At 72.7% G+C, this 16454-nt stretch carries 16 protein-coding genes; 9 read left to right on the top strand and 7 right to left on the bottom strand.

Features of this window, described 5'->3' with window-relative positions; all coding sequences use genetic code 11:
* Positions 1-74: 74 nt before the first annotated feature.
* Both cimA and ACFT2C_RS17645 read right to left on the bottom strand, forming a co-directional pair.
* A complete protein-coding gene (gene cimA / locus ACFT2C_RS17640; protein ID WP_377208370.1) occupies positions 75-1706 on the bottom strand; it encodes a citramalate synthase in 1632 nt (543 codons plus the stop codon).
* A 247-nt stretch (positions 1707-1953) separates the two neighbouring features.
* Positions 1954-2523: a TetR/AcrR family transcriptional regulator gene (locus tag ACFT2C_RS17645; protein ID WP_377208371.1), complete on the bottom strand. Its 570-nt coding sequence runs from the start codon at positions 2521-2523 to the stop codon at positions 1954-1956.
* An 83-nt stretch (positions 2524-2606) separates the two neighbouring features.
* On the opposite strand from ACFT2C_RS17645, the gene ACFT2C_RS17650 reads away from it, so the two are divergent.
* The 8 genes from ACFT2C_RS17650 (at position 2607) to ACFT2C_RS17685 (ending at position 11224) form a co-directional block, all read left to right on the top strand.
* Positions 2607-3611, top strand: coding sequence for an aldo/keto reductase (locus ACFT2C_RS17650; protein ID WP_377208372.1), 1005 nt, complete (start codon positions 2607-2609; stop codon positions 3609-3611).
* 197 nt (positions 3612-3808) lie between these two features.
* Positions 3809-5038, top strand: a complete 1230-nt coding sequence (locus tag ACFT2C_RS17655; protein ID WP_377208373.1) for an inositol-3-phosphate synthase — start codon at positions 3809-3811, stop codon at positions 5036-5038.
* Positions 5039-5208: 170 nt separating this feature from the next.
* Positions 5209-6081: an SCO3242 family prenyltransferase gene (locus tag ACFT2C_RS17660; RefSeq protein ID WP_377208423.1), complete on the top strand. Its 873-nt coding sequence runs from the start codon at positions 5209-5211 to the stop codon at positions 6079-6081.
* Complete coding sequence (locus ACFT2C_RS17665; RefSeq protein ID WP_377208374.1) at positions 6078-6965, top strand: sugar phosphate isomerase/epimerase family protein; 888 nt, start codon at positions 6078-6080, stop codon at positions 6963-6965. The genes ACFT2C_RS17660 and ACFT2C_RS17665 overlap by 4 nt, the downstream gene beginning before the upstream one ends.
* On the top strand, positions 6962-7666 hold the full coding sequence (locus ACFT2C_RS17670; protein ID WP_377208375.1) for an EboA domain-containing protein: 705 nt from the start codon (positions 6962-6964) through the stop codon (positions 7664-7666). Before ACFT2C_RS17665 ends, ACFT2C_RS17670 begins: the two co-directional genes overlap by 4 nt.
* Positions 7667-7668: 2 nt before the next feature.
* On the top strand, positions 7669-8547 hold the full coding sequence (locus ACFT2C_RS17675; RefSeq protein WP_377208376.1) for a TatD family hydrolase: 879 nt from the start codon (positions 7669-7671) through the stop codon (positions 8545-8547).
* Positions 8548-8558: 11 nt separating this feature from the next.
* On the top strand, positions 8559-9803 hold the full coding sequence (gene eboE, locus ACFT2C_RS17680) for a metabolite traffic protein EboE (protein WP_377208377.1): 1245 nt from the start codon (positions 8559-8561) through the stop codon (positions 9801-9803).
* Positions 9800-11224, top strand: coding sequence for an alkaline phosphatase family protein (locus ACFT2C_RS17685; RefSeq protein WP_377208378.1), 1425 nt, complete (start codon positions 9800-9802; stop codon positions 11222-11224). The genes eboE and ACFT2C_RS17685 overlap by 4 nt, the downstream gene beginning before the upstream one ends.
* Here ACFT2C_RS17685 and ACFT2C_RS17690 read toward each other — a convergent pair.
* The 5 genes from ACFT2C_RS17690 to ACFT2C_RS17710 are packed head-to-tail and all read right to left on the bottom strand — an operon-like array spanning position 11163 to position 15705.
* Positions 11163-12170 (bottom strand): branched-chain amino acid ABC transporter permease, encoded by a 1008-nt coding sequence (locus tag ACFT2C_RS17690; RefSeq protein WP_377208379.1) that lies wholly within the window; start codon positions 12168-12170, stop codon positions 11163-11165. The genes ACFT2C_RS17685 and ACFT2C_RS17690 overlap by 62 nt on opposite strands.
* Positions 12170-13024, bottom strand: coding sequence for a branched-chain amino acid ABC transporter permease (locus ACFT2C_RS17695; protein ID WP_377208380.1), 855 nt, complete (start codon positions 13022-13024; stop codon positions 12170-12172). Before ACFT2C_RS17695 ends, ACFT2C_RS17690 begins: the two co-directional genes overlap by 1 nt.
* Positions 13021-13731, bottom strand: coding sequence for an ABC transporter ATP-binding protein (locus ACFT2C_RS17700; RefSeq protein WP_377208381.1), 711 nt, complete (start codon positions 13729-13731; stop codon positions 13021-13023). The genes ACFT2C_RS17695 and ACFT2C_RS17700 overlap by 4 nt, the downstream gene beginning before the upstream one ends.
* Positions 13715-14488 carry an ABC transporter ATP-binding protein gene (locus tag ACFT2C_RS17705; RefSeq protein ID WP_377208382.1) on the bottom strand — a complete coding sequence of 258 codons (774 nt, stop codon included), beginning with the start codon at positions 14486-14488 and terminating at the stop codon, positions 13715-13717. Before ACFT2C_RS17705 ends, ACFT2C_RS17700 begins: the two co-directional genes overlap by 17 nt.
* A gap of 26 nt (positions 14489-14514) precedes the next feature.
* Entirely contained in the window at positions 14515-15705 is a 1191-nt protein-coding gene (locus tag ACFT2C_RS17710; RefSeq protein WP_377208424.1) for an ABC transporter substrate-binding protein, read from the bottom strand.
* A gap of 260 nt (positions 15706-15965) precedes the next feature.
* On the opposite strand from ACFT2C_RS17710, the gene ACFT2C_RS17715 reads away from it, so the two are divergent.
* On the top strand, positions 15966-16451 hold the full coding sequence (locus tag ACFT2C_RS17715; protein ID WP_377208383.1) for a MarR family winged helix-turn-helix transcriptional regulator: 486 nt from the start codon (positions 15966-15968) through the stop codon (positions 16449-16451).
* The last annotated feature ends 3 nt before the right edge of the window (positions 16452-16454 follow it).

The raw sequence follows: 16454 nt of genomic DNA on the forward strand, positions 1-16454 counted from the left end.
GTAGAGCGCCTGTCCGAGTCTCTCTGGCGACACCAGGGGGACTCGGACAGGCGCTCTACTTCGCGGAACCCATGTCAGGGGCGGGGTGCTACGTCCGACTTCAGGAGGCCGTAGACGTATGCCTCTGTCACCGCCTCCCAGGCCGCCTCGATCACGTTGGGGCCCACGCCGACCGTGGACCAGGAGTGCTCGCCGTCGGTGGTGTCGATCAGCACCCGGGTGATCGCTCCCGTGCCGAGCTCCGTGTCGAGGATGCGGACCTTGAAGTCGATCAGCTCGAACCGGCCGAGCTCCGGGTAGACCCGGGACAGCGCGGTGCGCAGGGCCTGGTCGAGCGCGTTGACCGGCCCGTTGCCCTCACCGGTCGTCACGATCCGCTCGCCGCCGGCCCAGATCTTGACGGTCGCCTCGGCGACCGCGTCGGCGTCGGGCGCGTGGACCGACGGCGGCGCCGCGCCCGCCGGGACGGTCTCCACGATGGTGCGCCACGACTCGACGGTGAAGAAGTCCGGCCGCTGCCCCAGCTCGGACCGCAGGAGCAGCTCGAACGACGCGTCGGCCGCCTCGTAGGTGTAGCCGGCCGCCTCGTCGTCCTTCACGCGGCTGGTGACCCGGGAGAGCAGCTCGCCCTGGCCCGCGAGGTCGAAGCCCAGCTCGCGGCCCTTGAGCTCGATCGAGGCCCGGCCCGCCATGTCGGAGACGAGCATGCGCATGTCGTTGCCCACCAGAGTGGGGTCGGTGTGCTGGTACATGTCCGGGTCCACGCGGATGGCGCTGGCGTGCAGGCCGCCCTTGTGCGCGAACGCGCTCGCCCCGACGTACGGCTGGCGCGCGAACGGCGAGATGTTCGTGATCTCGCTGATGGCGTGCGAGATGCGGGTGGCCTCGCGCAGGCCGCCGTCGGCCAGGAGGGACATGCCGTCCTTCAGCTCGAGGTTGGCGACGACGGTGACGAGGTCGGCGTTGCCGGTGCGCTCGCCGTAGCCGTTGACCGTCCCCTGCACGTGCGTGGCCCCCGCCTCGACGGCGGCGAGCGAGTTCGCGACGGCGCAGCCGCTGTCGTTGTGCGCGTGCACACCGAGCCGCTGCTCGGGCCCGACGCCGGTCGCGGCGCGCAGCTCGTGCACGATCTCGCCGACCCACGCCGGCAGCATGCCGCCGTTGGTGTCGCAGAGCGTGACCACCTCGGCGCCGGCGTCGAAGGCGGTGGTGACGGCGCTCGTCGCGTACTCGGCGTCGTACCGGTAGCCGTCGAAGAAGTGCTCGGCGTCCAGGACGACCCTGCGGCCCTCGGCGACGAGGAAGGCGACGGTGTCGCTGATCATCGCGAGGTTCTCGGCGCGGGTGGTCTTCAGCGCGCGCTCCACGTGCCGCACGTCCGACTTGGCCACGAGCGTCACCACGGGCGTTGCGGCGTCGAGCAGGGCGCGGACCTGCGGGTCGTCGCCCGCCCGGACGCCCGCACGGCGGGTCGCCCCGAACGCGGCCAGCACGGCGTTCTTCAGCGTCAGCTCGGTGGCCGCGCGGGCGAAGAAGTCGGTGTCCTTGGGTACCGCACCGGGCCAGCCGCCCTCGATGTAGCCGACGCCGAGCTCGTCGAGGAGAGCCGCGATGGCGAGCTTGTCGGAGACGGAGAGACTCATGCCCTCCTGCTGCGCGCCGTCGCGCAACGTCGTGTCGTACACCTGGAACGAGGCGGTGGTCATCGATGCTCCCAACGATGTGTCTGGCGATGTGGCCTGAGATCGGGTCTTCGGGCCAACAAAAAAAGACCCTCCGGATGTGGAAGGTCTGCGCGTCCGGTGGGGTTCTGGCCGGACGCGCTACGAAATGATGATCACCAGTCGCGGGGTGGAGCGCGGAGTCGTCATGCGGGTCATAGTGCCACAGTGGCGAGGGTGGCGGTAGTGGTGTCCAGAACCGAGCCGTCCGCCGGCACCCTTGGAGCTCCCGCTACGGCCGCGGCCGCAGCGCGTCGACGACGAGATCGAGCAGCCGGCCGGTCCGCTCCGGGTCGTCCTCGACGCCCGTGGACAGGAGCACCCCGAGCACCAGCATCGTGACGTCCTCCGGGTCGACGTCGGCACGCAGCACGCCCGCACGAGCGCCCGCGTCGAGGATCGACCCGAGCGCTGCCGTGACGCGCCCCCGGGGCGTCGTGATGCGGCCAGAGGCCCAGCCGGGACGGAGCGTGTCGAGCATCCCCCGCTTCGTCGCGAAGAAGTCCGCGTAACGATCCATCCAGGCGCGGAGGGCGGCGTCGGGCGCGTGCTGGTCGAGCAGTGCCGGCGCGCTCGCGATGACGTCGTCGAGCTCCGCGCCGTAGACGGCCTCCACCAGCGCCTCGCGGGTCGGGAAGTGGCGGTAGAGCGTGCCGATGCCCACCCCGGCCGCGCGGGCGATGCGCTCGAGCGGGGCGGCGTCGCCGTCGGCCACGAACGCGTGCTGGGCGGCGGCGAGGAGCTTCTCGCGGTTGCGGCGCGCGTCGGCGCGCGCGGGACGGTCTGGTTCGGACGAACTCAAAACGGAGGCACCTCCGGTAGTGCTACCGTCGAAAGAGCGGAGGCCCCTCCGCTTCCCCCATCATCCCATGAGGACTGGCTCATATGACACACGACAGCACTTCGTCCGGCTCCGCGTCGACCCCGTCTTCCGCCTCGTCCCCCGCACACCCGTCCCCCGAGCGCACGGCCGCCGGCGTCCCCCGCCCCGGAGGCGCGGGGCAGCTCGCCGGGCACACCGTCTCCCGCATCGGGTACGGCGCCATGCAGCTCGAGCGGCTGCACGGCGACCGCGCCGCCGCGGTGGCGCTCCTGCGCCGGGCGGTCGAGCTCGGCGTCGACCACGTCGACACCGCGCAGTTCTACGGCGACGGCCTGGTCAACGACCTGATCCGCGAGGCGATCCGGCCCGAGGACGGCGTGGTCGTCTCGAGCAAGGTCGGCGCCGACCCCGACCCGGGCGGCCGCATCCCGCTCCGCCCCGCCCAGCGGCCGGACGAGCTGCGGGCAAGCGTCGAGGACAACCTCCGCGGCCTCGGCATCGAGCAGGTCCCGGTGGTGAACCTGCGCCGCATGGACACCCGGCCCGGCCTCCTGGCCGAGGGCGACCAGGCGGTCGACGTCGACGACCAGCTCGCCGTGATGACCGCTCTGCGCGACGAGGGCAAGATCGGCGCGATCGGGCTGAGCAGCGTGACGCTCGACGTGCTGCGCCGGGCGCTCCCCGCCGGCATCGTGTGCGTGCAGAACTCGTACAGCCTCGTCTCACGCAAGGACGAGGAGATGCTCGACCTCTGCGTCGCAGAGGGCATCGCCTGGGTGCCGTTCTTCCCGCTGGGCGGCGCGTTCCCCGGCATGCCGAAGGTGACCGACGAGCCGGCGTTGCTGGCGGCCGCCGCGGCGGTCGGGGCCACGCCGTCGCAGGTCGGGCTGGCCTGGCAGCTCCGGCACGCCCCGAACACGCTCCTCATCCCGGGCACCGGCGACGCCGGCCACCTGGCGGAGAACGTCGCCGCCGGCGCCCTGGCGCTGGACGGCGCGCTCGACGACGCCGTGCTCGCCACGCTCGACGCGGTCCCGTCGCGCTCGGCGGACGTGTCGCTGGCCTGACCGAATACCTGTTGCACTGCCGCGCTCCCGCTGTCAAGGGCCCTGAGCTTCTCCGCTTCCCGCCGGCCGGGAGCGGAGAAACTTCGGTCGATGTCAGGCATCTCGCTTCTTGCGGGAATCTTTGAACTTTTGTTTGCTTATCGTCATAAGTGCGAGATAGGTTGCTCGGGACGACGACGTCGACCCGGGGAGCGATGATGCACTACGCCTCTGCACGCCACACCGCCGCTGAACGCACTGGGATCTGGTTCGTCGGAGCCCGGGGCTCCGTGGCCAGCACCGCGACGGTCGGCCTCGCGGCCATCGCCGACGGTCAGTCACCGCCGACGGGCTGCGTCACCGCACGGGAGCCGTTCGCCTCCGCGGGCCTGCCCGGGTACGCCGACCTGGTCGTGGGCGGGCACGACATCTCCCCCGTCACCATGACGAAGCGCGCGGAGTGCCTGGTCGAGACCGGGATGCTCCCGCCGCGGCTGTTCGCCGCCACCCACGACGCCCTGGAACGGGCCGACGCCGAGGTGCGCCCCGGGTACGACCCGCGCGCTGCCGACCATGCAGCCGACCACGGCGGAGCGGACGGCGGCGGTACCTCCCAGCAGGCCGCCGCCGAGCGCCTCGCCGCCGACATCACGTCGTTCCAGGAGCGGCACGGCCTGGCGCGGGTCGTGGTGATCGACCTCTCCTCCACCGAGCCGCCGGTCGTGCCGGTGCGCGAGCACGACGACCCGAAGGCCCTGCTCGCCGCCCTCGCGGACCCGGCCCGCGCGGTGCTCCCGGCGTCGTCCGTGTCCGCGTACGCGGCGATCCTTGCCGGCGCCGCGTACGCCGCCTTCACGCCGTCGGCGGGCATGGGCCTGCCCGCCCTGGCCCAGCTCGCGCGCGACCGCGGCATCCCCGTGGCCGGGCAGGACGGCAAGACCGGGCAGACCTGGCTGCGCACCGTGCTCGCCCCGGCGTTCGCCGCGCGCGGGCTGAAGGTGCTGTCGTGGTCGGGCACCAACCTCCTGGGCGGTGGTGACGGCGCCACCCTCGCCGACCCCGACGCCGTGCGCAGCAAGCTCGCCTCGAAGGCCCGAGGACTGACAGCGCTGACGGGGAGCGACACGACGCCGCTGCACATCGACAACGTGCCGGACCTCGGCGACATCAAGGTCGCCTGGGACCACGTGCACGTCGAGGGATTCCTCGGCTCCCGGATCACGCTGCAGACCACCTGGAGCGCCCACGACTCGATGCTCGCCGCGCCGCTCGTCCTCGACCTGGCCCGGCTGCTCGCGCTCGCACACGCCGCCGGGGTCGCCGGACCGGTCCCGGAGCTGGGCTTCTTCTTCAAGGACCCGTGGGACTCCGACGTGCACGACGCCGCCGCGCAGGCCGCCGCCCTCGAGGACTGGGTCCGCCGCACCTCGGCCCAGGTCAGCGCATGACGTCCCGGCCGAACCCCCGCTTCCGCCCCAACTTCGACCCCCCGCTCCCCGACCCGGCTGCCGCCGACTGTCCGGGCGTTGAGCACAGCAGCTCCTGCCAGGCGGACGCCGGTCCTGGCAGCAACTGCTGTGGTCGACGCCCGCCTTCTGGCCGGGCCAGCCTCAGGGATCTGGCCGAGCTGGTGCGGGCGCCCGCCGCCCTGTCCGTGATCGGCGACTCCCTCGCCGGCCTGGCCGCCGCCCGGGCCAGCACGCCGACGCCCCTCCGCGCGCGCCACGCCCTGCTCCCCGTCGCGTCGGCCTGCCTCTACCTCGGCGGCATGGCACTGAACGACTACGCCGACCAGTTCGTCGACGCCACCGAGCGGCCCGAGCGGCCCATCCCGTCGGGCCGGGTGACGCCGCGCGGCGCGCTCGCGGTCGGCACCGCGCTGACCGCGGGCGGCGTCGCGGCGGCGGGCCTCGCGGGCGGATGGCGGGCGCTCGGCGTCGCCGTCCCGCTCGCGGCCTGCGTCTGGACCTACGACCTGGCGGCCAAGGACCACCCGTCAGGACCGTTCGTCATGGCCGCGTGCCGCGGGCTGGACGTGCTGCTCGGCGCCACGCCCGGCCGTCTGCGGCCCGCGCTCCCGGCTGCCGCGGGCCTCGCCGCCCACACGCTCGGCGTGACCGTGCTCTCCCGCGGCGAGGTGCACGGCACCACGACGCCGGTCGCCGCGGGAGTCGCCGCCGGGACCGTGGCGGGCGCCGTGGTGGCGGCGGCCACGGCGCCGTCCGCTCGCTGGACCACCGTCGCGGCGGCCGGCGCCTACGCGGCTGCCTGCCTGCCGGCGCAGGTCCGCGCGGCGGCCCGGCCGACGGCGGCCAACGCCCGCAGCGCCACCCGGTCCGGGATCCAGGCGATGGTCCCGCTGCAGGCCACGTGGGCGGCCCGCTCCGGGAGCCTGGGCACGACGGCGCTCCTGGCCGGCGTCGCCGCCGTCGGATACGGGCTGCGGCTGCTGGGCCGCGCCCGCGGGCGCGCGGGGGTGAGCATCACATGAGGCCCCCGTTCCTGTTGGGCTACGGCACCAACGGGTTCGGCGACCATTCCCTGCACGCGGCGCTCGACGTGCTCGACGACGTCGGGTACGACGCCGTGGCGGTCACGCTCGGGTTCCCGCACCTCGACCCGTTCGCTCCGCTCGCCCGCGACGACGTCACCGCGCTGCGCGCCCACCTCCTGCGAATGCGCGGGGGCGCGGGCGCCGCGGTGGTCGTGGAGACGGGCACGCGGTACCTGCTCGACCCGCTGCACAAGCACCGGCCCACGCTCGTCGACCGGGACGCCACGCTGCGGATGCGCTACCTCGAACGCGCCGTCGAGATCGCCGCCGACCTCGACGCCCGCTGCGTCTCGTTCTTCTCCGGGATCCTGCCCGCCGACGCCACGCCCGCCGACGGCTGGGCCAGGCTCCGCGACCGCGTCACGGCGTTGGTCGAGCACGCCGGGGAGCGAGGGGTGCGGCTCGCGCTGGAGCCCGAGCCGGGCATGCTCGTCGAGACCGTCGACGACGCCCTGCGGCTCCACTCCGAGGTGGGCGCGCCGCCCGAGCTGGGCATCACCGTCGACGTCGGGCACTGCCTCGTCGTCGAGCCCGACGGCGTCGAGGGCGCGCTGCGGGCCGCCGCGCCGTACCTGAGCAACGTGCAGCTCGACGACATGCCCCGCACGCACCACGAGCACCGGCCGTTCGGCGAGGGCGACCTCGACCTGCCGCTGGTGCTCGCCACGCTCGCCGACATCGGCTACAGGGGCGTCGCCGCCGTCGAGCTGCCCCGTCACTCCCACGACGCGCCCCGGCTGGCCCTCGACAGCCGCGCCGCCCTGCTGCGGGCGTGGGCGGCGGCCGGCGGCGCGCCCACCCGCGAAAGGACTGGGTCATGAACGCTGCTGACGCCTCCCCCGCGACGGGCTGGCTCACCGAGGCGCGCGCGGAGATCGCCCGCGACCCGGACACTGTCACCCGCGCGTTCGCGCTGGCCGCCCGCCGGGTCGGGCGCGGGCCGCGACGTCCCGACGTCGATCCGGCCGGCGTCGTCCACGGCACGGTCGACGACGCCGCTCGGGCGGCCCTCGTCGTCGCGCTGGCCGACGCCGTGGGCACCGGCCCGGACTGCACCGAGCGGCTGGTCACCCTGTACCGAAAGGGTGACGGGGCCGAGCGGCGCGGCGTCCTGTGGGGCCTGGACGCGCTGGAGGAGCGCGGGAACCTCGACGGTGCTGAGGCAACCGAGCTCGTCGCCGCCGGCCTCGACCTCGCCGCCGACGCCCTGCGCACCAACGACCCGAGCCTCGTCGCGGCCGCCGTCGGCCCGTTCGGGTCCCAGCACCTGGACCAGCACACGTGGCGGCACGCGGTCCTCAAGCTCGTCTTCCAGGGCGTGAGCCTCGACGCCGTGAGCGGCCTCGAGGCCCGCGTCGACGACGAGCTCGACCGCATGGCCCGCGACTTCGCGGCCGAGCGCCGGGCGGCGGGACGCCCCGTGCCCGCCGACCTCGACCGGCTCACCACCACCCGGCCCACGAACACCCCGCCCACCGGCGGCCACCCCAGGAACACCCGGCTCAGCAGCACGAAGGAGTGACGATGCGCATCCTCGACCCGCACATCCACATGACGAGCCGCACCACCGACGACTACGAGGCCATGTACGCCGCTGGGGTGCGCGCCGTCGTCGAGCCAGCGTTCTGGCTGGGCCAGCCCCGCACCAGCGTGGGCTCGTTCACCGACTACTTCGACTCCCTGCTCGGCTGGGAGCGGTTCCGGGCGGCGCAGTTCGGCGTCCGGCACCACGCGACCATCGCGCTCAACCCCAAGGAGGCGAACGACCCGCGCTGCCGCGAGGTGCTCGCAGAGATCCCCCGCTACCTGCTCAAGGACGGCGTCGCCGCCGTGGGCGAGGTCGGCTACGACTCGATGACACCCGAGGAGGACGAGGTGTTCGCCGCCCAGCTCCAGATGGCGCGCGAGGCCGAGCTCCCCGTCCTGGTGCACACCCCGCACCGCGACAAGCTCGCGGGGACCCGCCGCACCCTCGACGTCGTGCGCGAGTCCGGGCTGGCGCCGGAACGGGTGCTCGTGGACCACCTCAACGAGACCAATGTCGCCCTCGTGCGCGACGCCGGGGCGTGGGCCGGGTTCTCCATCTACCCCGACACCAAGATGGACGAGGACCGCATGGTCGCCCTGCTGAAGCAGTACGGGACCGAGCGGATGATCGTGAACTCCGCCGCGGACTGGGGCCGCTCCGACCCGCTCAAGACCGCACGCACCGGGCACGCCATGCTCGCGGCCGGCTTCTCCGCGGACGACGTCGACCAGGTGCTGTGGCGCAGCCCCGTCGCGTTCTACGGGCAGTCGGGCAACCTCGTGCTCGATCCCGTCCCCGGGTTCACCGAGGGCGCGCCACCCACCCCCGGCGTCGAGTTCGAGGGCTCGTCCGTACTGCGCGGCGCCCGGGCCTGAGGGGACCTGAGATGGCAACGGGACCGGGCATGCTGCTCTCCTACTGCACCAACGTGCACCCCGCCGAGGACCTCGACGGCGTCATCGACCAGCTCGCCCGCTACTCCGGCCCCGTGCGGGAGGCCGCGGGCCTCGACACCCTCGGCGTCGGGCTGTGGCTGCCCGCCGAGCTCGCGCACCGCCTGGACCGGTCCGCCGCCGACCGCGCCCGGCTGCGCGCGGCGCTCGCGGAGCACCGGCTCCAGGTGCACACCCTGAACGCCTTTCCGTACGGCGGGTTCCACCGCGAGGTGGTCAAGCTCGCCGTCTACTCCCCCACCTGGGCCGAGCGCGCCCGCCTCGACTACGTGCTCGCGTGCGCGCGGGTCCTGGCCGACCTGCTGCCCGACGGCGTCCCCGGGTCGATCTCGACCCTACCCCTGGCGTGGCGCGCGCCCTGGACGCGCGCCGACGACGACGAGGCGACCAAGGCCTTCGCCACGCTGTCCGCCGAGCTGCGCGAGCTGGCGCGGCGCACCGGCAAGACCGTGCGCGTCGCCGTCGAGCCCGAGCCGGGCTGCGTGCTCGACACGGTGGAGGACGTGGTCTCGTGGCTCGCCGCGCGCACCGGCCCCGAGTGGCCCGAGGACCGGCGCATCGATCCCGAGTACGTCGGCGTCTGCCTGGACACGTGCCACCTGGCGGTGTCGTTCGCCGACCCGGCGGGCGCCGTCCGCCGGATCACCGACGCGGGCCTGCGCGTGGTCAAGGTGCAGGCATCCGCCGCCCTGGAGGTCGCCGACCCGGCGGCGCCGGGCGCGCGGGACGCCGTCGGGCGGTTCGTGGAGCAGCGCTACCTGCACCAGGTGCGCGAGCTGGCGGCGTCGGGCGACGTGCTGGCCTCCGACGACCTGCCCGCGGCGCTCGGCGACGCGGACCGCCGACCGGCCCTGCCGGGCGACGGGCCGTGGCGCGTGCACTTCCACGTGCCGCTGCACCACGAGCCGGCGCCGCCGCTCGCGGCGACGACCGAGGTGCTGCGCGACGCCGTCGCCGCGGTCCTGGCCGCACCGCACGGCGCCGAGGCGCACCTCGACGTCGAGACGTACACGTGGTCGGTGCTGCCGCCCGACGTGCTGCCGGACGGCGCCGACGAGCTCGTGACAGGGATTGCCGCGGAGCTCCGCTGGGCCCGACAGCACCTTTCTGCACCTGCCATCGCAAGCACAACCGCCACCACCGCCGTCTCCCCCGCCATGGAAGGAATCGACGCATGAAGCCCGTCCTGCTGCTCGACGTCGTCGGGCTCACTGCCCGCGCCCTGGCCCACATGCCGCGCCTGCGGCGGCTCGCGGGGTCGGGCTGGCAGTCCGAGCTCGCGACCGTGCTGCCCGCCGTGACGTGCAGCGTGCAGTCGACGATGCTGACCGGGCTGATGCCTGCCGAGCACGGGATCGTCGGCAACGGCTGGTACTTCCGCGAGCTGGGCGACGTGTACCTCTGGCGCCAGCACAACCGGCTCGTCGCGGGCGAGAAGCTGTGGGAGACCGCACGCCGGCACGACGCGATGTACACCGCCGACAACGTGTGCTGGTGGTACGCGATGGGCATGACCACCGACGTCACGGTCACGCCGCGCCCGATCTACCACGCCGACGGGCGCAAGTCGGCCGACGCCTACGTCCGGCCGGAGTCGATGCATGACGAGCTGACCGGCCGGTTCGGCGACTTCCCGCTGTTCACGTACTGGGGCCCGACGGCGTCCATCGCCTCGACGCGGTGGATCGTCGACGTGACCCGGCACCTGCTGCGCACGCGGAAGTCCCAGCTCACGACGGCGTACGTGCCGCACCTCGACTACGACCTGCAGCGCTTCGGGCCGACCTCGCCCGAGGCCGACCGAGCGGCGGCCGACCTCGACGTCGCCCTGACGCCGCTGCTCGACGACGCCGAGGCGGCGGGCGTCACCGTCGTCGCGGTCTCGGAGTACGGCATCGGGCCCGCGAACCAGCCGGTGGACATCAACCGGATCCTTCGGCGCGAGGGCTTCCTGGAGGTCTACACGCAGGACGGCCGCGAACAGCTCGACCCGTGGACGTCGCGCGCCTTCGCCGTCGCCGACCACCAGGTGGCGCATGTCTACGTCGCCGACCCGTCGGATGTGACCCGGGTCGCGGGCCTGCTGCGCGGAGTGCCCGGCGTCGACGAGGTGCTGGACCGCGAGGCGCAGGCCAGGTACGGGCTGGACCACGAGCGGGCGGGCGAGCTGGTCGTCGTCGCCGAGCCGCGCGCGTGGTTCACCTACTACTACTGGCTGGACGACGACCGGGCGCCCGAGTTCGCGCGCGGCGTCGACATCCACCGCAAGCCCGGCTACGACCCCGCAGAGCTGTTCTTCGACCCGGCCGACCCGCTGGCCAAGGCGAAGGCGGGCCTGAACCTGGTGCGCAAGAAGCTCGGCCTGCGGTACGCGATGAGCACGACCCCGCTCGACGCGTCGTACGTGCGCGGCACGCACGGCCGCCTGCCCGACTCGTCGGCGGACACGCCGCTCGTGCTGTGCTCGGACGACCGGGTGCCGTCGTCCGTCGCGCGCTGGGTCGAGGACGACGCCGGCCAGGTGCCGGCGACCGCGGTCAAGGGGCTGGTGCTGGACCTGCAGGGCGTGCCCTATGCCGCCGCGACCCGGCACGGCTGACCGCGCTCTCCACAGCGGGGACGATACCTCGGGGCATGAACAGGAGGGCGACGACCAGCAGTCCGCCGTAGGTCGCATACTGCAGGATCGGCCCCAGTGTTGGCGGCAGCTGGGGCTGGCTGCTCACCAGGTTGAGGACCTGGAGGAGGGTCGAGACGAGCACGGCACCGACGACCCCTCCCCACAGGGTCCCCAGGCCTCCCACCACGGCCATGATCACGTAGGTGAACGACTCGAGCGCCGGGAACGAGTCCGGGCTCACGTAGGGCGTGAAGAACGCCGAGAGCCCGCCGGCCAGGCCGGCGTACATCGCCGACAGCGCGAAGATGACGAGCTTGTCGCGCATGACCGGAACGCCCGCCGACTCCGCCGCGGTCTCGCTGCCCGCGAGTGCGCGGATACCACGACCGAACCGGCTGTCCACGATGCGGTGGGTGACGAACAGGACCAGCGCCAGCAGCCCGAGGGTGAGCAGCACGTAGGGGCGCTGGTCCGCGAACACGAACCCGCCGACCCCGAACGCGGGGATGCCGCTGATGCCGAACGCGCCGCCGAGGATGTCGAAGGTGCTCATCGCGGTCTGCACCATGAGCAACAGGGCCAACGTCCCGAACGCCAGGTAGTGGCCCCTCAGCCGCAGCAGTGGCACGCCGACCAGGGCGGCGAAGGCGCCGGCGACGAGGGGTGCCGCGACGAGCGCGACCAGCGGCGGCAGCCCCAGGCGCGTGGTCCCGACCGCGACCGTGACTGCGCCGGCCGCGACAAACGCGCCCTGGCCCAGGGAGGCCTGGCCGGCGTACCCCATCAGGAGGGACAGCCCCGTCACGACGATGGCCGCGAGAAGCATGCGCATCAGGAAGGTGAGGTCGCCCATCACGAACGGCGCGACGCACCCGGCGACCGCCGCGACGACCACCACGACGCTCCTGAGGTTGACACGGTTCATCACTTGACCTCCTCCTGCACGAAGGCGCGGCTCCGGATGATCATGATGACCAGCATGAGGAGGAGCGCCATCTCGGTTTGGTATGACCCGTTCAGGTAGCCGGCGGTCAGCTGGCCGGCGACGCCGAGACACAGGCCGCCGAGCAAGGTGCGCAGGGGGCTGGTCAGGCCGCCGAAGACGGCGGCCGCGAAGCCGCTGAGGACCAGCGGCAGGTCCGAGTAGAACGAGAGCGGGTTGCTCGGAGCGATGAGGACGCCGGCGAGGCCACCGAGGATCCCGGCCAGGCCGAACGCGAGCAAGCCCATCTTGCGGACGTCGATGCCGACCATCCTCGCCGCGAAGGGGTTCGACGCGCTGGCCGTCAGCCCCTTGCCGAGGTAGGAGCGCGAGAAGAACAGGGCCAGAGCCGTGAACGCCACCCCGGTCGCAGCAACCACGAGCAGTCGCTGACGTTCCACCTCGGCGCCGAGAATTGTCACCGAACCGCCGAGGCCCGGCGGGGCGACAGGGTCCTGACCCCACAGCCAGATGATCGCCGCGGAGATCAGCATGGACGCTCCGAGCGTCACGATCAGCGAGATCAGGGGCGGAGTGCCGCGACGTCCGATCGCCAGCAGACCGATGACGAGCCCCAGCCCCCCGCACAACACGACGGAAACGATCTCGCCCAGGCCGTGCGGCAGCAGTCCGTCCAGCAGGGTGGCGGACGCCATGCCGCCGACGATGGCGACCGACCCCTGGGCGAAGCTGACCACGCGTGTGACCCGGTGCACCACGACGAAGCCGCTGCCGATCAGAGCAAACGAGGAGCCCAGGGCGATCCCCGAGATCAGGTAGGCGACGAGCTCGGTCACGTGGACACCTCCGTTGTTGTCTGGGCGGTCGGACCCGTCATCGCTTCAGCGACGCCGAGGTCGCCGAAGTAGGCCTTGCGTACTGTCTCGCTCTGCGCCAGCTCAGCCGACGGTCCGGTCGCGATGATCCGGCCGGCCTCCAGCACCAGGGCACGCGGGCAGACGCCGAAGGCGAGAGTGACCTCCTGCTCGACCAGGAGGACGGCAGTGCCGCGCTCGCGATTGAGGAAGCGGAGATGCTCGGCCAGCTCGGCCACCACGAGGGGCGCCAGCCCCAGTGACAGCTCGTCGATCGCCAGGAGGTCCGGACGGGCCATCAGGGCGCGCCCGACGGCCACCATCTGCTGCTGGCCGCCGGAGAGCCGCCCCGCCTTGCGCTTGCGCATGCCGGCGAGGTCCGGCAGCAGGTCGTACACCTCGCCCAGGTCCCGGTTGCGGATCGACCAGCCGCCGAGCAGCAGGTTGTCCTCGACGCTCATGTCGGCGAACATCTGCCGGCCCTCGGGCACCTGGGCGATCCGGCCTTCGCAGGCCACGGTGCCGGAGTGCGGCGGGACCAGCCCACTGATCGCGTTGATGAGGGTCGACTTCCCGGCGCCGTTGGGACCGACGAGGGCAACCATCTCACCCGCACCGACCTCGAACGAGACGCCGTCGACGGCGACCGCGGACCCGTAGCGGACCACGAGGTCATCGATTCGCAGCATGCGTGGCTCCTGTTCCGAGATAGGCCTTGATCACCGCCGGGTCGGAGGTGACCTCGGAGGGTGTGCCGTCGGCGATCACCCGCCCGAGGTCCAGCACAGTGATGCGCTCGGCGAGCGAGGTGACCAGGCCGACGTCGTGCTCGACCAGCAGGATCGTGGTGCCGTCGCGGCGCAGCTCACCGATCAGCTCGGCGAGCTCCTGCCGCTCTGCGGCGCGCAGCCCCGATGCGGGCTCGTCGAGGAGGAGCACCCGCGGCAGCCCCGCGAGCGCGCGGGCGACCTGGAGCCGGCGCTGCTGGCCGAGCGGGAGCCCCTCGGCCGGGCGCGAGGCCCAGTCGAGGAGCCCCACCCGGCTCAGGCATTCCTCGGCCTGGGCCCGGATCGCCCGCTCCTCCCGCCGCTGTGACGGCGGGCGCAGCGCCGCCGCGACGACGCCGGCCCGGGTGTGCGCGTGCGCGCCGACCATCACGTTGGCCAGCAGGCTCATCCCGGGGAAGACCCGAGCGCCCTGGAACACGATCCCGACACCCCGGCGTGCCCGCGCGTGCGCAGGCAGCCGATCGATCCGCCGTCCGGCGAGGCTGATCGTGCCGCTCTCCGCCCGGATGTGGCCGGCGATGAGGTTGAACAGTGTCGACTTGCCGGCTCCGTTGGGGCCGATGATGCCGCGCAGCTCGCCCTCCGCCACGGTCAGCGTGACGTCCTGGTTGGCGTAGACGCCACCGAAGCGGCGCGACACCCGGTCGATCGTGAGCATGGTCTCTCCGGTCGTCTTGCCTGCGGTCACTTCGGCAGATCGGTCTCGAACCGTGCCAGCGAGTACTCCGTGGTCTTGAAGTCGCCATCGGTGATCGTGACGATCGCGACCGCGTCGGTGTCCAGGCCGGCGTGGTCGTCGGACGAGAACGTGAACCGGCCGGTGGGCGTGAGCTCGTCGAGGCCCTCCAGGGCGTCGCGCACCTTCTCCCGGTCCGCCGATCCCGCCTTCTCGATGGCGGCGACGAGCAGCTGGACGCCGGTGGCGCCGTCGAAGGCGAACTGGGGCGGGTAGGAGCCGTTGGCCTCGACCCACGGGTCGGCGAAGCCGTCGACGAGGTCCTTGAGCGGGCCGGCGGGGAGCTCACGTCCCGGCACTGCGATGCTGCTGGTCATCGTGACGCCCTCGGCCGCGGCGCCGGCGGGCTCGGCGTACAGCTGCGACGCCTGGGCCCCGGTCATCAGCAGCGGGATGCCACTGCCTTCCATCTGCTTGGTGATGATCACCGGCGCCGGACCGGCGCCCCAGACCAGGAACCCGTCGGGAGCGGCAGCCTTCACCTTGGAGACGAGAGGGCTGAAGTCCGTCCCGGTCTGGTCGTAGGCCTCGTCGACGACGACGTCGATGCCGGCCTCCTTCGCCGCGGCGACGGTCGCCTCGTTGCCGGTCTCGCCGTAGAGGTCGTCACCGGTGTAGCCGATCGCCAGCGTCTCGTAGCCCTGGTCGGCCATGTAGTCGACCATCGCCTGGGCGTAGACCTCGGGAATGGCGACACCCGTGAAGGCGTAGGGGTTGCTGCCGTCCGCGAACGCACTGACCGGTCCCAGCGCCAGCGTCGGGAGCTTGCTGGACTCCGCGCTCGGCCCCACGGCTGTCGACGCCGACACGAACGACGAGGACAGGATGGCGCTGTAGCTGGGATCCGCGGCCAGCTGGTTGTACTCCGTGACCGACTGCGGGACATCGGACTTGTCGTCCTTGATGGTGACCTCCAGGTCGCGGCCGAGGACACCTCCTGCCTCGTTGATCGCGTCGACCTCCTGCTCGATGGCCGCCTTGTCTCCCGCGCCCAGTGGCGACAGGAAGCCGGTCAGCGGGATGACTACGCCGATCTTGATCGGGCCGGAGCCCTCTGTGGAGGTGCCGCCGGAGGAGCTGCACGCCGACAGGCTGAGCACTCCGACCACGGCGACAACAGCAAGCCGGGACTTGAACATGGTCACTCTCTTCATTGAGACGGCCGAGTTATCAGGTTCCCTGTTATCAGGGATCCTGATGATGGAGTATGGCCGGGGTCACACGGCTCGTCAAGGGTCCGTAGAATCTGCCGGATCTGCGCTCGAAACGGGCAATACTCCGCCCAGGCCTCGGTTCGGCAGATTCTTCGACGCCGCCCGTTTGACACTGCGACAGCCACCACCACAGACTGGCCTGTCGTCAGGGAGCCTGATGAAAAGGTGGCAACGATGATCGGGCGATGGAGAGGTGGGGCGGGGCGCTCATGACCGGTTCGGAGGCGGTGCCGGCCCATGACCGGGACGTGACCCTGCTGTACATCATCAAGCAGGTCGAGCTCGCCGTGCGACAGGCGCTCGACGACGTCGTCGCGACCGCCGACCTGACCGCGCTGCAGTACACCGCCCTCACCGTGCTGGAACGGCATCCCGGGATGACCTCGGCGGAGCTGGCCAGGAACTCGTTCGTCCGGGCCCAGACGATGGCCGAGATGGTGACCTACCTGCTCGGCCGCGGGCTCGTCACCCGAGAGCGGGACCCGGGCAACCGCAAGCAGTACCTCCTCGCGCTGAGCCGCGAGGGCCAACAGGTCCTGGACGACCTCCACGACGACGTGGCCGACGTCGAGGCCCGGATGCTCGAGGGCTTCGACCTGGGCCAGACGGAGATCCTCCGCACGTACCTGTCCCGGTGCCGGCACTCGCTGGCCGGGCAGCCACACCGCTGAGCG

It is taken from the genome of Promicromonospora sp. NPDC057138, assembly GCF_042670845.1.
GTDB lineage: Bacteria > Actinomycetota > Actinomycetes > Actinomycetales > Cellulomonadaceae > Promicromonospora.